This window comes from Asanoa ferruginea (assembly GCF_003387075.1).
Classification (GTDB): domain Bacteria; phylum Actinomycetota; class Actinomycetes; order Mycobacteriales; family Micromonosporaceae; genus Asanoa; species Asanoa ferruginea.
On record NZ_QUMQ01000001.1, the window covers coordinates 6,275,915 to 6,292,995 of the forward strand.

18 protein-coding genes are annotated in these 17,081 nt (G+C 72.3%); 11 read left to right on the forward strand and 7 right to left on the reverse strand.

Annotated features, from left to right (window positions below):
• Positions 1 to 117 precede the first annotated feature (117 nt).
• The 3 genes from DFJ67_RS29340 to DFJ67_RS29350 all read left to right on the forward strand — a co-directional run bounded on the left by DFJ67_RS29340 (position 118) and on the right by DFJ67_RS29350 (position 3,815).
• Positions 118 to 909 (forward strand): mycofactocin-coupled SDR family oxidoreductase, encoded by a 792-nt coding sequence (locus DFJ67_RS29340; RefSeq protein ID WP_116071000.1) that lies wholly within the window; start codon positions 118 to 120, stop codon positions 907 to 909.
• Positions 906 to 2,282: a mycofactocin biosynthesis glycosyltransferase MftF gene (gene mftF / locus DFJ67_RS29345; protein WP_203784345.1), complete on the forward strand. Its 1,377-nt coding sequence runs from the start codon at positions 906 to 908 to the stop codon at positions 2,280 to 2,282. Before DFJ67_RS29340 ends, mftF begins: the two co-directional genes overlap by 4 nt.
• A gap of 69 nt (positions 2,283 to 2,351) precedes the next feature.
• A complete protein-coding gene (locus DFJ67_RS29350; protein ID WP_342353854.1) occupies positions 2,352 to 3,815 on the forward strand; it encodes a Kae1-like domain-containing protein in 1,464 nt (487 codons plus the stop codon).
• On the opposite strand, the gene DFJ67_RS29355 is transcribed toward DFJ67_RS29350, so the two are convergent.
• Together DFJ67_RS29355 and DFJ67_RS29360 are read right to left on the reverse strand one after the other, a co-directional pair.
• Entirely contained in the window at positions 3,751 to 4,995 is a 1,245-nt protein-coding gene (locus DFJ67_RS29355; RefSeq protein WP_116071004.1) for an MFS transporter, read from the reverse strand. The two genes, DFJ67_RS29350 and DFJ67_RS29355, sit on opposite strands and share 65 nt — an antisense overlap.
• The gene (locus tag DFJ67_RS29360) at positions 4,992 to 5,459 is read right to left on the reverse strand and encodes a MarR family winged helix-turn-helix transcriptional regulator (RefSeq protein WP_239097478.1); all 468 of its coding nucleotides are present in this window, start codon (positions 5,457 to 5,459) and stop codon (positions 4,992 to 4,994) included. Before DFJ67_RS29360 ends, DFJ67_RS29355 begins: the two co-directional genes overlap by 4 nt.
• Positions 5,460 to 5,524: 65 nt before the next feature.
• On the opposite strand from DFJ67_RS29360, the gene arfB reads away from it, so the two are divergent.
• From arfB to DFJ67_RS29385, 5 genes are read left to right on the forward strand one after another with little or no spacing between them, the layout of a single operon-like run.
• Complete coding sequence (arfB, locus tag DFJ67_RS29365; RefSeq protein WP_116071006.1) at positions 5,525 to 5,950, forward strand: alternative ribosome rescue aminoacyl-tRNA hydrolase ArfB; 426 nt, start codon at positions 5,525 to 5,527, stop codon at positions 5,948 to 5,950.
• 26 nt (positions 5,951 to 5,976) lie between these two features.
• Entirely contained in the window at positions 5,977 to 7,017 is a 1,041-nt protein-coding gene (locus tag DFJ67_RS29370) for an ROK family protein (protein WP_116071008.1), read from the forward strand.
• A gap of 39 nt (positions 7,018 to 7,056) precedes the next feature.
• A complete protein-coding gene (locus DFJ67_RS29375; RefSeq protein WP_116071010.1) occupies positions 7,057 to 8,328 on the forward strand; it encodes a GTPase domain-containing protein in 1,272 nt (423 codons plus the stop codon).
• On the forward strand, positions 8,325 to 8,969 hold the full coding sequence (locus tag DFJ67_RS29380) for a hypothetical protein (RefSeq protein WP_116071012.1): 645 nt from the start codon (positions 8,325 to 8,327) through the stop codon (positions 8,967 to 8,969). Before DFJ67_RS29375 ends, DFJ67_RS29380 begins: the two co-directional genes overlap by 4 nt.
• Before the next feature lie 32 nt (positions 8,970 to 9,001).
• Entirely contained in the window at positions 9,002 to 9,730 is a 729-nt protein-coding gene (locus DFJ67_RS29385) for an enoyl-CoA hydratase/isomerase family protein (protein WP_116076777.1), read from the forward strand.
• Here DFJ67_RS29385 and DFJ67_RS29390 read toward each other — a convergent pair.
• Positions 9,727 to 10,929 carry a DNA polymerase domain-containing protein gene (locus DFJ67_RS29390; protein ID WP_116071014.1) on the reverse strand — a complete coding sequence of 401 codons (1,203 nt, stop codon included), beginning with the start codon at positions 10,927 to 10,929 and terminating at the stop codon, positions 9,727 to 9,729. The genes DFJ67_RS29385 and DFJ67_RS29390 overlap by 4 nt on opposite strands.
• Positions 10,930 to 10,942: 13 nt before the next feature.
• A complete protein-coding gene (locus DFJ67_RS29395) occupies positions 10,943 to 11,932 on the reverse strand; it encodes an NADPH:quinone reductase (RefSeq protein ID WP_116071016.1) in 990 nt (329 codons plus the stop codon).
• Between the two features lie 153 nt (positions 11,933 to 12,085).
• Here DFJ67_RS29395 and DFJ67_RS29400 point away from each other — a divergent pair, with 153 nt between their 5' ends.
• On the forward strand, positions 12,086 to 13,471 hold the full coding sequence (locus DFJ67_RS29400; RefSeq protein ID WP_116071018.1) for a glycosyl hydrolase family 18 protein: 1,386 nt from the start codon (positions 12,086 to 12,088) through the stop codon (positions 13,469 to 13,471).
• Between the two features lie 40 nt (positions 13,472 to 13,511).
• On the opposite strand, the gene DFJ67_RS29405 is transcribed toward DFJ67_RS29400, so the two are convergent.
• Positions 13,512 to 13,877: a MerR family transcriptional regulator gene (locus tag DFJ67_RS29405; RefSeq protein ID WP_116071020.1), complete on the reverse strand. Its 366-nt coding sequence runs from the start codon at positions 13,875 to 13,877 to the stop codon at positions 13,512 to 13,514.
• Positions 13,878 to 13,936: 59 nt separating this feature from the next.
• Between DFJ67_RS29405 and DFJ67_RS29410 the strand changes: the two genes are divergently transcribed.
• Entirely contained in the window at positions 13,937 to 14,656 is a 720-nt protein-coding gene (locus DFJ67_RS29410) for an SDR family oxidoreductase (RefSeq protein ID WP_116071022.1), read from the forward strand.
• Between the two features lie 149 nt (positions 14,657 to 14,805).
• Here DFJ67_RS29410 and DFJ67_RS29415 read toward each other — a convergent pair whose 3' ends face one another.
• Entirely contained in the window at positions 14,806 to 15,429 is a 624-nt protein-coding gene (locus DFJ67_RS29415; RefSeq protein ID WP_116071024.1) for an NADPH-dependent F420 reductase, read from the reverse strand.
• 72 nt (positions 15,430 to 15,501) lie between these two features.
• On the opposite strand from DFJ67_RS29415, the gene DFJ67_RS29420 reads away from it, so the two are divergent.
• Positions 15,502 to 16,101 (forward strand): iron transporter, encoded by a 600-nt coding sequence (locus DFJ67_RS29420; protein WP_116071026.1) that lies wholly within the window; start codon positions 15,502 to 15,504, stop codon positions 16,099 to 16,101.
• On the opposite strand, the gene DFJ67_RS29425 is transcribed toward DFJ67_RS29420, so the two are convergent.
• Complete coding sequence (locus tag DFJ67_RS29425; RefSeq protein ID WP_116071028.1) at positions 16,098 to 17,024, reverse strand: SDR family NAD(P)-dependent oxidoreductase; 927 nt, start codon at positions 17,022 to 17,024, stop codon at positions 16,098 to 16,100. The two genes, DFJ67_RS29420 and DFJ67_RS29425, sit on opposite strands and share 4 nt — an antisense overlap.
• Positions 17,025 to 17,081: the final 57 nt, after the last annotated feature.

Here is a 17,081-nt window from a genome sequence, read left to right on the forward strand (position 1 = left end):
GTTTGAGTTGGGCGCGCCAGGAGCCGGGCCGTGCCGTGAGTTGGGCGCGCCAGGAGCCGGGTCGTGCCGTGGGTTGGGCGCGCCAGGAGCCGGGTCGCGCCGTGGGTTGGGCGCGTCGTGAGTCGGGTCGCGCTGGTGACGGGGGCGGCGCGGGGGATCGGCGCGGCCACCGTGTTGGCGTTGGCGGCCGATGGGTGGCGGGTGCTCGCGGTCGACGCGTGCACCGACGATCCGGCGCTGCCGTATGCGTTGGGCACGCCGGACGACCTGGCGGCCTCGGTGGCGGCGGGCAACGCCGCGGGCGGTGTCGTTGCCGGGTTCGAGGCCGACGTCCGCGACGAGAACGGCCTCTGCGACGCGGTCGCCTGGGCGGAAGCGGAGTGGGGCGGCCTCGACGCGGCGATCGGGGTGGCCGGGGTGATCGCGGGCGGCGTACCCCTGTGGGAAATGCCCCGTGACCAGCTCGACACGGTGCTCGACGTCGACCTTTTCGGCGTGGTGGCATTGGCCCGGGCGGCGGTGCCGGCCCTGCTGCGCCGGCCCGCGCCGCGCGACGGGCGCTTCATCGCTGTCGCCTCCGCGGCCGCCACCCGCGGGTTGCCGATGCTCGCCGCCTACTGCGCGGCCAAGGCCGGAGTGGCCGGCCTGATCCGAGGGCTCGCCGCCGACCTGCGCGGCACGGGGGTGACCGCCAATGCGGTGAGCCCCGGTTCGACCGAGACGAAGATCCTGGACGAGAGCGCCCGCCTGTACGACCTCCCGTCAGCAGCGTCGTTCGCCGCACAGCAGCCGCTCGAACGTCTGTTGGCGCCGGCGGAGGTGGCCGCGGCGCTGGCGTTCCTGGCCGGCCCGGGCGCGAGCGGGATGACCGGCGCGGTCGTACCGGTCGACGCGGGCCTGGCGCTGTGACCGAGCCGCTGCCGGTGGGCTTCCTGGTGGTGCTCGACCCGTCGACGGTCGTGTTGCCGAGCGGCGACCTCTTCGGCGGCGACCCGAGGCGGATCGTGAGGCTGACCGAGGCGGGCCGCGAGGTCTTCGCAACGCTGCGGTCCGGCCCGGTGCGCTCGCGCCTCGCCGGTGCGTTGGCCCGGCGACTGGTCACCGCCGGCGTCGCGCACCCGCGCCCGCCGGCGCCGGCCGGGCTCAATGTGGCGGTGGTGATTCCGGTCAAGGACCGGACGGCCGAGCTCGAACTCTGCCTGGCGGCGCTGGACGACGGATCGCGGGTGGTCGTCGTCGACGACGGCTCGACGTTTCCGGAGGCGGTCGCGTCGGTGGTCGCGGCCCACGGTGCGACACTGGTGCGGCGGCCGATCAGCGGGGGACCGGCGGCGGCCCGCAACACCGGCCTGGCCGCCGTCGCGGACGCCGAGTTCGTGGCGTTCCTCGACAGCGACTGCGTCGTCCCGCCCGGCTGGCTTTCTCAGCTTGGCGCGCACTTCGCCGACCCCTTGGTCGGTGCGGTGGCCCCTCGGGTCGTGCCGCTGCCGTCGGGCGGTCCGGCGCTCCGGGCCTATTCCCAGGCGCGCTCGCCGCTGGACCTGGGACCGCGAGAGGCGTTGGTGCGCCCGGGCTCCCGGGTGTCCTATGTGCCCACCGCCGCGCTGATGGTGCGCCGGTCGGCGCTGGCGCCGTTCGACGAGCGGCTGCGCTACGGGGAAGACGTGGACGCGGTCTGGCACCTGGTCGATGCGGGCTGGCAGGTGCGCTACAACCCGGCGGTCGAGGTGGTGCACGCGGAGCCCGGCACGTGGCCGGCCTACCTGCGCCGCAGGTTCCACTATGGAACATCGGCGGGTCCGTTGGCGGTCCGCCACCCGGGCCGGCTGGCACCGATGGTCTGGCAGCCGTGGCCGGCGGCGGTGGCGGCGTTGCTGCTCGCCCGGCGCCCGGTCCCGGCGGTCGCGGCGGGTGCGGTTTCCGCCGTCCGGCTGGCCCGGCGGCTCGCCGAGGCGGGGGCGCCGCCCGGGATGGCGCCGGCGCTCACCGCGCAGGCGGTGGGGGCGACCCTGCGCGGGCTCGGTCGGGCCACCACGCAGCTCGCGTTGCCGCTGGCAGTGGCGGCCGGGCTGACCGGCCGTCGCCGGCTCGCGGTCGTCGCGGCGTTGGTCGCGGGTCCGGCGCTGGAGGAGTGGTGGCGGCTGCGGCCGGGAATCGACCCGCTGCGCTGGACGCTGGCGAGCGTCGCCGACGACGCCGCCTATGGCGCCGGCGTGTGGCGCGGTGCCGTGCGGGCCAGGACGGCCGCGCCCCTGCTGCCGCGCCGGGGCGCTACCCGATGACGCAACGGAAAGCATTAATAAGCGCCACTTAGCCCGCCCCAGGTCGGAAGAATTCGCGTGGTGGTGATCATGCTGCCCTGGTCGGTGGCGCCGACCCTGGCCGTGAGCGCCGGCGTCGGCGCACTCGGGGTGGGCCGGCGCGCCTGGTCGGGCGCGTTCCCGTCGCCGGACGCCGCGCGGCGTGCGCTGGCCGCCGAGGCCGGCGTGGCGCCGGAACTGGTCGCGGTCGACCTGCACCCGGGCGATCCGGCCCGCTCGTGGGCAGCCCGGTCGGGCCTGCCGGTCCGCGCGGTGGGGCGCCACCACGCGCTGATCGCGGCCGTGCTGGCCGCGCATGGCGTGGGTCCGGACGAGCAGGTGATCGGGTTCGCTTTCGACCGTGGCGGCTACGGCCCGGACGGAACCACCTGGGGCGGTGAGGTGCTGGTGGCGGGCTACAAGAGCTTTCGGCGCTTCGCGCACCTCGACTACGTCCGCTGCGCCGGCACCGCACCCGACCGGCCGCACCGGGCCGGGCTGGCCCACCTCCGGCATGCCGGGGTTCGCTGGGACCTGGACCTGCTCCCGGTGCGTGCCTGCTCGAACCGCGAACGCCGGGTGCTGGCACACCAACTCGAAACCGGCTACGGCTGCGCCACCACGTCGAGCCTGGGCCAACTCCTCGACGCGATCGCGTCCCTCCTCGGCACGGCCACCGCACCACCGGATGGGCCGGAGGTTGGTGAGAGCACGGCCCGCGGCGACGAGCGCCGGCCGACATCTGGCAAGGATGGGCGCGGCCCGTCGACCAGTCGATCGGCGGCTGGGTGGGACGGAGACCGATCGACTGCCAGTGAGGATCCGAGCGCACCGGTGGTGGGTCGAAGGGGTTGGCGGCCGGGGGTTGGTCAGGTTGGAGACCGGTCGGCTGCCAGTGAGGATCCGAGCGCGCCGGTGGTGGGTCGAGGGGGTTGGCGGCCGGGGGTTGGTCAGGTTGGAGACCGGTCGGCTGCCAGTGAGGATCCGAGCGCGCCGGTGGTGGGTCGAGGGGGTCGGCGGCCGGGGGTTGGTCAGGTTGGAGACCCGTCCGGCCTGGCGCCGGACGCCAGCTCACCCACGGTTGATCGATCGGCGATCGGCCAAACAGGAGTCCAGACCGCCGGCCAAGGCGCGGGCTCAGCGACCATCGGCCGAGACGGTGGCCGACCAACCGTTGATCGAGATGCGGTGACCCAAGCGGTGGCTGGCGATCCGTACCCGATGATGGGGTTGGATCCGGGTTCGTTGGTGCGGGCCGTTGTCGAAGACGTGCGCGGCGGTGTGCCCGCGGAGCTGGTCGCCGGCCGCGTGCGGGCCACGGTCGCCGCGCTGGTCGCCGAGCAGGCGCGGCGGTGTGCCGACGAGACCGGCCTCGACGTGGTCGTCCTGGCCGGCGACGTGTTCGACGACGCCGCACTCACCGCCGCGGCGACCAAAGCGTTGGCCGGCTTCACGGTGCTGGCGGGCCGGCCGTCGCTGGCGTTGGGACAGTTGCTGTGCGCAGCGGCCGGATGAAGGTGGCCAGCAGAGCCGTCCCGGCGACGCAGGCCAACCCGCCGATCACCAGGGCCGCGGCGCCCGAGGTGGCCGACGCCACCAAGCCGGCCCGCAGGTTGCCCACCTCCGGCCCGGCCACCCCGACCACGTGTTCGAGGGCGGCGACCCGCCCCAGATAGGCGTCCGGCGTGGCCGACTGCACCACCGTCCCTCGAGCGACCACGGCCCAGGTGTCGGCCGCCCCCGCGAGCGCGAGGCAGCCGAGCACCGCAGGCAACGGGTCGAATACCCCCGCCAGTGCCAGCCCCAACCCCCAGACCCCGCCGCACGCCAGCAGCAACACACCGGGCCGGGCATGCCGGGTGGACAGCCCGGACAGCAGCGAGGCGAGCGCCCCGCCGACGCCGATCGCGGTCAGGAACAGGCCGAGGGTCTTCGGTGAGCCGCCGAACTTCTCCTGGTTGACGACCGGGAAGACGGCGACCGGCATGGCGAGCAGGGTGGCGCAGAGGTCCGCGAGGAGCGCCCCGGCGACCGGGCGGGTGCGCACCGCGAACCGGATTCCGTCGCGGACCGCACCCAGGCCGGCCCCGCCGCCCGAAGAACCGGTCGCTCGCGGCAGCCCGGCGATGCCGATCAGCGCGGCGCCGAACGAGACCGCGTCCACGACGAAGCACGCCGTCGTGCCGGAGACCGCGGTGAGCAGGCCGGCGGCGGCCGGGCCCAACAACATCGCGAGTTGGAAGGAGAGGTGGTTGAGGGCGAGCCCCGCGGCGAGCCGCGATGGTGGCAGCAACACGGGGGTGAAGGCGCGCAATGCTGGATAAGACAATGCCGACAACGCCGAATGCAGGGCGGCCAGCACGAGCATTAGCCAGACCGGGCTGGCCGTCACGGCGGTGACCGCCATCAGCAGGCTGGTCGCCAGCAGGCCCCAGGTTGCCCGGGTGGCGAGCCGGCGCCGGTCGACGTGGTCGACGAACGCGCTGCCGAGCAGCGCCACCGCCACCAGCGGGACGGCCGTGACCAGGCCGATCAGGCCGACCAGAGCCGGGCTGTGTGTCCGGTCCCAGACGTAGAAGACGACCGCGAAGCCGCCGAACTGGCCGCCGAAGCCGGACAGCGTGGTGCCCAGCCAGAGCCGGCGGAAGGTCGGGTGTTCGCGCAGCGGGCGCAGGTCGAGGAGCGCGCCCCTCATCGTTGGAAGTTGGCGCGCAGCCGGTCCCGGAACGACCGCCGCTCCAGCGCCCGCCGGATGTCGTCGACCACCGTGGACAGGGGGTAGGGCAGCTCGGCCTCGAGTTCGCGCAGGCTGGTCTCGGTGGCCCGCCACTCGGCGGCCAGGAACGGCACCAGCTCGCGGCCGCGGTCGGAGAGCCGGATCCGCCGGGTGCGCCCGTCGACGTTATCGGCGTCGTCGACCAGGCCGGCCCGGCGCATCGCGGAGACCGTCTGGCTCATGGCCGAGTGGGTGACGGCGACCCGGGTTGCCAATTCCTGGATGGTCAACGGCTCGTGCCGGGAGAGCTGGATGAGCGGTCCGACATAGCGGGTACGCACCTCCCCAATGCCCGCCTCCGCGTAGAGCGCGGCGATGTCGCGGTCCAGGTCGTGCAGGAGTGCCCAGACCGGGCCCCAGTGACTGCTGTCGAGAAGGTCCACGAAGAACGATGTAACAGCACTTATATAAGTACTGTCAAACCAGAATTGGACCTATCCTGGGCGGCATGGCGCCCCTGACGATCAGACCCGGCGTGGAGATCTCCGAGGCTGAGCTGCGTTGGCGCTTCTCCCGCTCCTCCGGCCCCGGCGGCCAGGGGGTCAACACCACCGACTCGCGGGTCGAGCTCTCCTGGGATCTCGAAGCGACCACCGCGCTCCGCCCGGCGCTCAAGGAGCGCGCCCGGGAGCGGCTGGGCAACCGCCTGGTCGACGGCGTCCTCACCGTCGTCGCGTCGGAGCACCGCGCCCAGCTCCGCAACCGCGAGGCGGCCCTCGACCGGCTGGCCGACCTGGTCAGGCGGGCGATCGAGCCCCCACCGCCACCACGCCGAGCCACCCGGCCGTCGCGCGGTGCGAAGGAGCGCCGGATCTCGGCGAAGAAACGCCGGGGAGAGATCAAACGCCTCCGGCGTCCGGACGACGGCGGCTGACAGACCCACGTGGCAGGATCGAGTTCATGAGCGACAGCGTGGGTGACCGCTGGGTGGTCGTCGGCCTCGACAACGGTGGCAACGCCAACAACGCGACCGTGCTCGACTCGGCCGGCGGCTTCCTCGTCGAGGGTCTGCTGGAGAGCCCGAGCCGGGTGAAAGAGGGCCCGACAGTCGCGGTCGAGTCGCTCGCCGAGGCCTTCGACAACGTGCTCGCCACGACCGGCGTGCCGCGGGCCGCGGTGCGCGCGGTCGGGCTCGACACCCCCGGGCCGGCCAGCGCCGACGGGGTCATCTCGACCAAGGGCTCGACCAACTTCGTCGACCCGGCCTGGCGGGGCTTCGACGTGCGCGGCGCGCTGGAGGCCCGCCTCGGCATGCCGGTCGTCTACAACAACGACGGCAACGCCGCCGCGCTCTACGCCCATCACGTCCATTTCGGACTCATGGGGGCCAGCCGGTCGTCGGTCTCCGCGATCGTCGGCACCGGGCTCGGCGGCGGCGTGATCGAGGCCGGCCGGATCGTCTCCGGCGCCGCCGGCATGGCCGGCGAGCTCGGCCACGTGCACATCCCGATGGAGGGCCTGCTCGACGGTGACCAGGCGACGCCGAGTTGCAACTGCGGCTTCTTCGGCGACGCCGAGAGCGTCGCGTCGCTGACCGGCATCGAGCGCAACCTGCTGCCGCACTGGCTGGCGAAATATCCCGACCACCCGCTCGCGGCCGAAGGCTCGGTGGCCACGGCGGCCAAGTTGGTCCGCGGGCTCGGTGAGGCCGGCGACCCGCTGGCCGTCAAGATCTTCGAGCAGCAGGCCACCGCGCTGGGGCGGCTCTTCACGATCGCCGCCAACTTCACCGACCCCGACGCCTATTTCGTCGGCGGTGGCGTGGTGCAGGCCTCGGCGGCGTTCGGGCAGTGGTTCCTCGAGGTGGTCCGGAAAAACACCAACCTGCGCGAGGAGCAGCAGAAGGTCGCCGCCTTCGCGCTCGTGCCCGACCTCGACATGGCCGGCGCCCGCGGTGCCGCCCTCGCCGCCCGCCAGTCACTCCCGCGCACCACGACGTAATCGACGTATCACCGGCGGGGCGCGCGTACTCCGTCTGGCATGGATCTCATCACCCTGGCGCTTGTCGTGCTCGTCGTGGTGGCGGTGGTCGTGCTGGTCCGGCGCCGCAACCGGGCACCGAAGCCGGTCGCCGTCCCGCCACGCGGCGACGACGGTGTGCCCACCTTCCGGGTCGTCACGCTCGGGCCGCGCGGCTCGGGCAAGACGCTGCTGCTCGCCAGCATGTACCACCAGATGCAGACCTGGGGTGGGCGCGGCTATTTCCTCGCGGCGCCGCGGGAGCAGGTGGCGCTGCTCAACCACTGGTTCACCGAGGTCGAGGACCCGGGTCGGGACTGGCCGGCCGGCACCGCGACCGCCGACACCCGCGAGTTCGCGTTCGACGTGCGCACCCGGGGTGGGTCCGGCGGCCTGCACACGGTGCTCAAGCTGGTCTACCTCGACTACGCGGGCACGCTGCTGACCCAGCCGCCCGAGCCGGGCTCGACCCTCTGGAAGGACCTCGACGACCGGATCGAGTCGGCCGACGCGCTGGTCGCGGTCATTGACGGGCATCGGGTACGCCAGTGGATCGACGGCAAGCGCGAAGGGCAGATGGGCCTACAGCACGCGCTGACCGCGATGATCAGCCGGATGCTCGTGGTGGAGAAGCCGGTCACCTTCGTGATCACCAAGTGGGACCTGCTGCGGGACGTCGATGTCGACGAGGACAGCCGGCTGCGTACCGTCCGCAAGCTCCTGATGTCGAACCAGGGTTTCCGCGACCTCGTGCAGGAGCACAGCGGCCGCCGGGTGGTGCGGCTGGTGCCGGTCTCCGCCGTCGGCCCCGCGTTCGCCGAACTCGACGAGTCGGGCGCGATGACCAAGCTGCCCGACGGGCTGATCGAACCCACCAATGTGGATGTTCCGCTCGCGGCCGTCGTCCCGGACGTGTTCGAGCAGATCATGTTGCGGCTCGACCAGGCGAAGCTGGCCGCCGAGTTCGAACGGTTGCGCCGGCAGACCCGGCGCCCGCCCGGCGAGGCGTTCGCCGATCTCGGCGCCACGCTGATCCGGTCGACCAACCGGGTGATCGGCGCGCTCAACCCGCTCTACTCCTCGCTGGTCGGGCTGGCCGCCGCCGACCTGATGCAGCGCCAGGAGCAGGCCGCGGCGGCGCACGACGCCACCGTGACCCGGTTGCTCGACGACGCCGAGTCGCACATCGAGGAGTTCCAACTCGCGCAGCGCAAGGTGATCCGCGAGTTCCGCAGCCGGGTCGACGTGCTCGAAGGCCGGCTGTCCAGTTCGCGGCTGGGCGGCACGCCGTGACCGCCACCCACGCCTGGCCAGCGGCGGTCGCGGCCGGCCGGCGCCGCGACTACAGCACGGTGCTGGCGCCGGACGTGCTCGCCGACGGCTACGGAGTGCTGGTCGAGGTGCTCAGCCCCGGCCCGGTCGGCGGGCCACCCCGGATGCGCACGCTCGGCGGCGGGCGGTTCACCGTCGCCTACGTCACGCACGCCCTGACCACGGCGGACCTGGGTGAGGAGGGCGCTGAGCGCCCGCTGCGCGACGAACAGAGCAGACCACTGCTGATGATGTACGGCCTGGTGCGCGCCGGAACCACCAGCACGCCGCCGCGACAGTCCGATCTGGACGGAGCGAGGCGGGTGGCGCTGGCCGCCTATCGGCACTTCCTGGCCGGCGAGGAGGCGTTCCGGGCCCTGACGTCCCGAGCGGTCCCGGTCGACTGGCCGGGCGCCTCAGCCGCGCAGCCCCCGGCACCGGGCCGCCGGTTCGGTCGCGCCGGCGTGGTGGCGGGCGCGCTGCTCGTACTCGTCGCGCTGGTTGGTTGGTTCTTCCTGCGCTCGGGTGGCGAGCCGAACCCGTGTGCCCCGGCGACCGCGGTGGTGGTCGCGTCACCGGCGCCGGCCACGTGCCCGCCGACGACTGGGCCGCCGCGGCGCTAGCACGGGGGCGGGCGCGGTGCGATGATCACCGGGTGATCACGGTCGAGGAACGCGGTGCGGTGTCGGTCGTACGGATCGAGAACGGTCCGGTCAACGTGCTCGGTCTGGACACGCTGCGGGAACTGGCGGCGACCCTCGACGGCCTGACCGAAGCGCCCGCGGTGGTGCTGACCGGCGCCGGCCGGGCGTTCTCCGCGGGCGTCGACCTCAAGCTGCTGCTCGAGGGCGGCGAGTCCTACACCCGCGAGTTCCTGCTCGCCCTGGGCGGCGTGTTCCGCACGGTGTTCGAGCACCCCCGGCCGCTTGTCGCCGCCGTCAACGGGCACGCGATCGCGGGCGGCTGCGTGATCGCGGCGGGCTGCGACTACCGGTTCATGTCGGCCGGCACGATCGGCGTGGCCGAGTTGCTGGTCGGCGTGCCGTTCCCGGCGACGGCGCTGGAGGCGATCCGCTTCGTCGCCGGGCCGCGCACCGCCGCGCTGGTGCTCACCGGCAAGGCGCTGCGGCCGGCCGAGGCGCTCGCGGTCGGGCTGGTCGACGAGGTGGTCGAGCCCGACGCGCTGCTCGACGCGGCGCTCGCGCGGGCCGAGGCGTTCGCCGCGATCCCCGCGGTCAGCTTCACGATGACGAAAGCGGCGCTGCGGGCCGACGCGCGCCGACTGATGGCGGCCGACGACATCGACGGGGTGATCGAGGTCTGGAACAGCGCTGCCGTGCGCGCGGCGATCAGCGGTTATCTGGAGCGTTTGGCCAAGCGTTAGGACCCCGCGCCCGGCGCCCACGGGTTGTAGTCGACCTCCAGCGGCTCCTGCTCCGGCCGCTCGCCCTCCGGGACGTGCTGGAGGTTGACCCGGATCCGATACCAGATCGAGCTGCGCCCGCGCATGCCGTCGACCAGCACGTCGGCCGGCTCGAGGTAGCCGACGATCGCGGCGTGCCGGGCCTTCCAGCGTTCGAGCCCGGCCAGCGACTCGTCCTTGGTCTTCGAGCGGGCGATCTCGATCAGCGGCATGGTCGACTGCCGGCGGCCGACGCCCTTCGGCGGCTTCTCGGCCGGGCCGAGCTGGCGGGCCAGGTCGAGCAGCGGCTCGAGCGACCCGGTCGCCGACTCGATGCCGGTCCACGGGTCGCCCACCTGCACCCAGCGGTCGAGCACCGTCGGCAGGGTGAAGTCGGCGGGCCGGCAGTCGGGCACCTCGGCCCAGGTCAGCGGCGTCGACACGCGGGCGTCGGGCACCGGCCGCACCGAGTAGGCCGAGGCCACCGTGCGGTCTTTGGCGTTCTGGTTGAAGTCGACGAAGACGCCTTCGCGCTCCTCTTTCCACCAGCGGGCGGTGGCCAGGTCGGGCACCCGGATCTCGACCTCGCGGGCCACTGTCTCGGCCGCGAGGCGCACGTCGCGGTAACTCCAGTTGGGCGCGATGCGGGCGTAGATGTGGAAGCCGCGCGAACCCGACGTCTTCGGCCACCCGGTCAGCCCGTGGTCTTCGAGCACCTCGCGGGCGACCAGGGCCACGTCGACGATCTGCCCCCACTCGACGCCGGGCATCGGGTCGAGGTCGATCCGCAACTCGTCGGGCCGGTCGAGGTCTTCGGCGCGGACCGGGTGCGGGTTGAGGTCGACACAGCCGAGGTTGACCACCCAGGCCAGCCCGGCGGCGTCGCGGACCACCGTCTCGGCGGCCGAGGTGCCCGACCGGTAGTGCAACTCGGCGACCTCGATCCAGTCGGGCCGCTTGGCCGGGGCGCGCTTCTGCCAGATCGCCTCTTCGGTGAGGCCCTTGACGAAGCGCTTGAGCACCATCGGCCGACCGCTCACCCCGCGCAGCGCGCCCTCGGCCACGGTCAGGTAGTAGCGGACCAGGTCGAGCTTCGTGTGGCCGGCCTCGGGGAACACCACCCGGTCGGGGTTGGTGATCGTCACCTCGCGCCCGGCAACCTCCAGAGTCGTTGACGCCACACGCCCACCCTAGTCACGCGATGGAGTCGTCGACGGCGATCAGCACCTTGCCCACCGCGCCGCCTTCGACCGCGTCGTGCGCGGCGGCGGTGTCGGCCAGCGGGAAGACCGTCGTCGGCAGGGGAGTGAGCAGGCCGGCCGTCAGCGCGCCGGTGAGGTCGGCGGCCGCATCGGCGAACGCGACGTCGGGCATCGTGTAGAGCAGCACGAAGCGCAGCACCAGGTTGCGGTTCATCAGCTCGCGGACGACCAGTTGCGGTGGCTGCGGCTCGGCGGCGTAGCAGACGATCATCGCGTTTGGCGCGGCGACGTCGAGGTCGAGCCGCAGGTTGCTGGCCGGCGCCACCTCGATGAACCGGTCGACACCCTCGGGCGCGACGGCACGGATCTGGTCGGCGGCGTCGGGCGAGCGGTAGTTGACCACGTGTCGGGCGCCGGCCTCGCGGGCCAACGCCAGCTTCGCGTCGCCGGACACGGTGGTGAGCACGGTGGCCCCGGCGGCGAGGGCCTGCTGGATCGCGAAGTGGCCGACCGCGCCGGCGCCGCCGGCGACCAGCACCGTCTTGCCGTCGATCGGGCCGTCGGCGAACAGGCAGCGGTGCGCGGTCACGGCCGGCACGCCCAGGCTGGCGCCGAGCTGCATGGAGGCGTTGTCGGGCAACGGGATCGCCTGGTCGGAGGGGATCACGGTGAACTGCGCCGCGCTGCCGTAGGGGCGGCGGTAGGCGGCCATGTAGAGCCAGACCCGCTGACCGACGCGGGCCGGGTCGACGCCCGGGCCGACCTCGTCGATCACGCCGGAACCGTCTTGGTTGGGCACCTGGAAGTGGGTCGCGCGGGGCAGCGGCACGGTGCCGGACCGCGACTTCCAGTCGGTCGGGTTGACGCCCGAGTAGGCGACCCGCACCCGCACCTCACCCGGCCCGGGGCTGGGCGTCTCGATCTCCTCGACCTTGAGCACGTCGGCGGCGGGGCCGTGCTCGCGATAAACAGCAGCGCGCATGACGACGAGCTTAGCGATGGGATCAGACATCCATTGACTTGAATAGTAAAGTTTCCTAAGCTTTTGCCACCTCGAGGCCCATATTGGCGGGACACCCCCACCGCGTTCCTCTGTCCGCTCCACGAACGCTTTGCGCCCTCGAAAGGCACGCCCATGACCATCCGCAAGAGATCGCCGTTCGCCGCGGCCGCGCTCGCCACGGCCACCGTGCTGGCCGGCACCCTCGCCGCCGTCACCGCGTCGACCGCCGCCTCGGCCGCCGTCCTGCCCAACGGCTTCAAGAGCATCGGCTACATGCCCTCCTGGGCCGGCAGCGCGACCGCGATCCAATACTCCAAGCTGACCCACATCAACTACGCGTTCGTGCTGCCCAACGCCAACGGCAGCATCACCGCGGTCGACAACCCGAGCAAGCTCCAGCAGATCGTCAGCCTCGGCCACGCCGCCAACGCCAAGGTGCTGATCGCCATCGGCGGCTGGAACGACGGCAACGACTCCGGCTTCGAGCAGATGGCGGCCAACGCCGGCACCCGCACCACGTTCGTCAACAACGTGGTCAACCTGGTCAACCAATACGCCCTCGACGGCGTCGACATCGACTGGGAATACCCCGACCCGGGCACCTCGGGCAACAACTTCACTGCGCTGATGTCGCAGCTCAGCACCGCCATGCACAGCCGCGGCAAGCTGCTCTCGGCCGCGGTGGTCAGCGGTGGCGGCACCGCGCAGGGCGTGCAGCCGGCCGTGTTCGGCTACGTCGACTACCTCAACATCATGACCTACGACGGCGGTACGCCACACGCCAACTACAACTGGACGATCGACAACATCAACGGGTGGAAGGCGCGCGGCCTGCCGGCCAGCAAGGCGATCGTCGGCGTGCCGTTCTACAGCCGGCCCGGCGGCATTCCCTACAACCAGATCGTGGCGATGAACGCGGCGTACGCCAATCAGGACTGCGCCACCATCAACGGCGCGCAACAGTGCTACAACGGCCTGCCGACGGTGCGCAGCAAGACCCAATGGGCGATGTCCAACGCGGGCGGCATCATGAACTGGGAGCTGTCCCAGGACCCCAACAACGCCAACTCGCTGGTGAGCGCGATCTACACGGTCGCGACCGGCGGCGGCGGCCCCACCAACCCGCCGCCGACCGGCCGGACCGGCCGGATCACCGGCCTGGCCGGCAAGTGCGTCGACGTGGCAGCGGCCAGCACCGCCAACGGCGCCGCGATCCAGCTCTACACCTGCAACGGCACCACCGCGCAGACCTGGACGGTGTCCAGCGACAGCACGTTGCGGGCGCTGGGCAAGTGCATGGACGTCGCGAGCGGTTCGACCGCCAACGGCGCCAACGTGCAGCTCTGGGACTGCAACGGCAGTGGGGCGCAGGTCTGGCAGGCACAGTCCAACCAGACGTTGCGCAACCCGCAATCGAACAAGTGCCTGGATGTACGCGACAACAGCAGCGCCGACGCGACGCGGCTCCAGATCTGGGACTGCTTCGCCGGCGCCAACCAGCGCTGGGTCCTGCCCTGACGTGGTGAAGACCTGAACCGCCGGGCCCTCGCTCGGCGGTTCAGGTCGTGTAGTCGCAGTGCGGGTTCGGGCGGGAGGTCTGCTCAATGATGGCGTCGAGCTTGCCCCGGGTCAGCGTCAACTCCGCGATCTGCCGGTCGATGCGGTCGCGCTCGGCCGCCAGCAGCGCCCGCGACTCCGGCGTGCTGACCTGAGCGTCGACACAGGGCAGCAGGTCGGCGATCGTCTTGCTGGAGAGCCCGGCGGCGTACAACGACTGGATGAGTTTGACCCGCTCCACCGCGGCCTCGGTGTAGTGCCGCTGCCCGCTCACGCTGCGAGTCGAGGCCAGCAGCCCTTGCTCCTCGTAATAACGCAGCGCCCGGACACTGACCGCGGCCCGCGTCGCCACATCTCCGATCCGCACGTGTGACCCCCGTCTCGCACCTTGCCTCTGACGTCAGCGTCAGGTCCTAGCGTAACCACATGCAGATCACCGGAGCTAAAGCTCTCGTCACCGGCGCCAACCGCGGCCTCGGCAAGGCGTTCGTCGAGGCCCTCGTCGCGCGCGGCGCCGAGACGGTCTACGCCACCGCCCGTCGCCCCGAGCTCATCGACACCCCCGGCGTCACCCCGCTGCACCTGGACATCACCGACGCGGCCTCGATCGAGGCGGCCGCCGCCCAGGTCGGCGAGCTGGACATCCTGATCAACAACGCCGGCATCTCGACTCCCGCGCCGCTGCTCGGTGACAACCTCGACAACGTCCGCCGCGAGTTCGACACCCACTTCTGGGGCACCCTCAACGTCACCCGCGCCTTCGCCCCCCGCCTCGCCGGCGGCGCGATCCTCAACGTGATCTCCGCGCTCTCCTGGTATGTCTACGGCCCCGCCAGCAACGGCTACGCGGCGGCCAAGGCGGCGGAATGGTCCCTCACCAACGGGGTACGGATCGAACTCGCCGGCCAGAAGACCCAGGTCACCGCGCTGGCCCTCGCGATAGCCGACACCGACATGATGGCCGCGTACGACATCCCGAAGCTCCCCCCGGCCGACGTCGTCGCCCTGGCCCTCGACGGCCTGGAAGCCGGCAAACTCGAAGTCATCGGCGACAACGTCACCGCCAAGGTGAAGGCTGCCCTGGCCGGCGACCCCGCCGACTTCTACGCCGACGTCCAGGCCGCCCTCTTCGGCCAGACCGCCTAGATCTCGCGGGTTGGCGGCCTCGGTGGTCTCCGGGTCATCGAAAGCGCCGGCGCTCAGCGCAGCGCCACGAGGACCTCGGCGCCGCGCTCGCCGACCATGACCGACGGGCCGTGCGAGTTTCCGCGGGCGGTGCTGTAGCGCTCCAGGGGCTACCGGGTGGCCGCCGCCAGGGCGGCGCGCGCACCCTCCGCGTCGGCGTCGGCGCCGTACACCGGTGTGCCCGGCTCCTGGCGCCAGCTCTCGTCGAGCGACCCGCCGTCCACCGGATCGAAACCCAGCTCGTCGATCAACGCCGACACCACTCGCTTGGCCTCGGCGTCGTCACCGGCGACCGGGATGGCGATCCGGCCCGGCGCGCCGGCCGGCAGAGCGCCGGCGCCGAGCGGTCGGTAGTTGATCGTGTTGAACGCCTTCACCACCCGTGCGCCGGCCAGGTGGTCGGCGACCCAGCGGGCCGAGGTCGTGCCCTGGTCGATCGCGGCGATCTGCCCGTCGCGCTGCGGGTAGTAGTTGTTGGTGTCGACCACGATCTTGCCCGCGAACGCGCCCTGCGGGAGGCCGGGCACGGCCTTGGTGGGGATCGAGACGACGACCAGGTCGTGGTCGGCCGCCTGCGCGACCGTGCCGGCCGTCACACCGGGCGCCGCCACCAGGTCTTCGTCGTGGGTCTCCGGGCCGCGGGAGTTGGCCACCACCACGTGGTGACCGAGGGCGCCGAGCCGCCTGGCAAGCGTGCCGCCGATGGCGCCGGCACCGATAATTCCGATTTCCATACCAGGCCGAACACCCTGACCGCCGGTGATCTTCCCCGGTTATCCCGGCCACCCGGCGGGTAACCCGCAGGCATGACCACCGAACCGACCTACCCGCCGATGGAAGAGAGCAACGAGGCCAGCCGCGAGGAGCTGAGGGTCGCCCGGGAACAGGGTGACGCGTATGGGCACGCGCTCGGCGCCATGGCCGACGAGGACGGCGCCGCCACCGCGCGGGCCGGCGACTATCTGGTCGCGTTCATCAACGAGAACGCCGAGGGCATGTACATGCTCGAGGATGGCATCCTGCTCTGGCGCGAGGCCGCGCCGGACGCCAACGTGCACCTGGAGGTCGCGGTCGCCGACGCCGGTGACGGCCGGTTCGTGCCGGGGCTGCGAGTGCACGTCGACGTCGAGCGCGACGGCAAGCCGATCCTGACCAACGTCGAGTTGCCGTTCCTGTGGCACCCGTTCCTCTACCACTACGGCGGCAACGCAAAGGTGCCCGACACCGGACCGTTCGAGGTCACCGTGCGGATCGCGGCGCCGACGTTCATGCGCCACGATCCGATCAACGGCAAGCGCTACGTCGAGCGCGTGGACGTGCGGTTCGAGAACGTCGTGTTCGCCAACGGCCGCAAGGAGAGCCCCGAAGGCTCACCCCGCGGCCAGGACGCGCCGACGGCCAGTTAGCGAACCGAGAGCTCCCACAGCCGGGCGGCCGCCGAAGGGTCCAGCGCGTAGGGCGCGACCCCGGTCCGGGTGCCCTGCTCGTTCGGCAGAGCCTCGTTGCAGTCCTCGAAGTAGCGCCCGGCCACCCCCGTCAGCAGCGGCGAGGCGGCCAGCAGCACCGACGTGGCGGCTCCCTGCTCAGGCGTGCGCCAGCTCGCACCGCCGGCGCCGGCCGCGCGCCGGGCCCGCTCCAGGTCCTCCTCGCTGACGTACCGCTGCAAATTGGTCCTGATGCCGCCCGGGTGCAGTGCGTTGACGGTGATCCCGTCGTCGGCCCAGCGCCGGCTGCCCTCGACGGCGAACAGCACGTTGGCCGTCTTCGACTGGCCGTAGGCCGACCAGGGCTCGTACTCCCGATGATTGAAATGAATGTCGTCTAAGACCACCGGCGAGCGCAGGTGGGCCGACGAGCTGACCGCGACGACGCGGGCGCCACCGGCAGCGGCCAGCGCGCGGTGCAGCCCCGTGGCGAGGGCGAAGTGGCCCAGATGGTTGGTGGCGAACTGCATTTCCCAACCCTCGGGTGTACGCCCCAGCGGTGCCGCCATCACGCCCGCGTTGTTGACCAGGATGTGCAGCGGGCCTTCCCAGCCCGCGACGAACGCGGCGACCGTGGCGGGGTCGGCGAGGTCGAGATAGCCGACGTGGACGGCCTTGTTGCCGGTGGCCGCGATGAGGTCGTCGGCGACCCGGGCGCCGTCGGCGACGTTGCGCACCGCGATGGTCACCTCGGCGCCGGCTGAGGCCAGCGCCCGGGCGGTCTCGATCCCGATGCCCGAGGCGCCGCCGGTGACGACGGCCCGGCGACCGGTCAGGTCCACGCCCGCGACGACGTCCGCGGCGGTTGAGGCGGCGGTGAACGGTGTGACGAAGCGTTCAGGCATGCTTTGTCTCCTTGGTAACGTTGAACCGGAGGGTCCTCCGGAACCTTATCCGGAGGT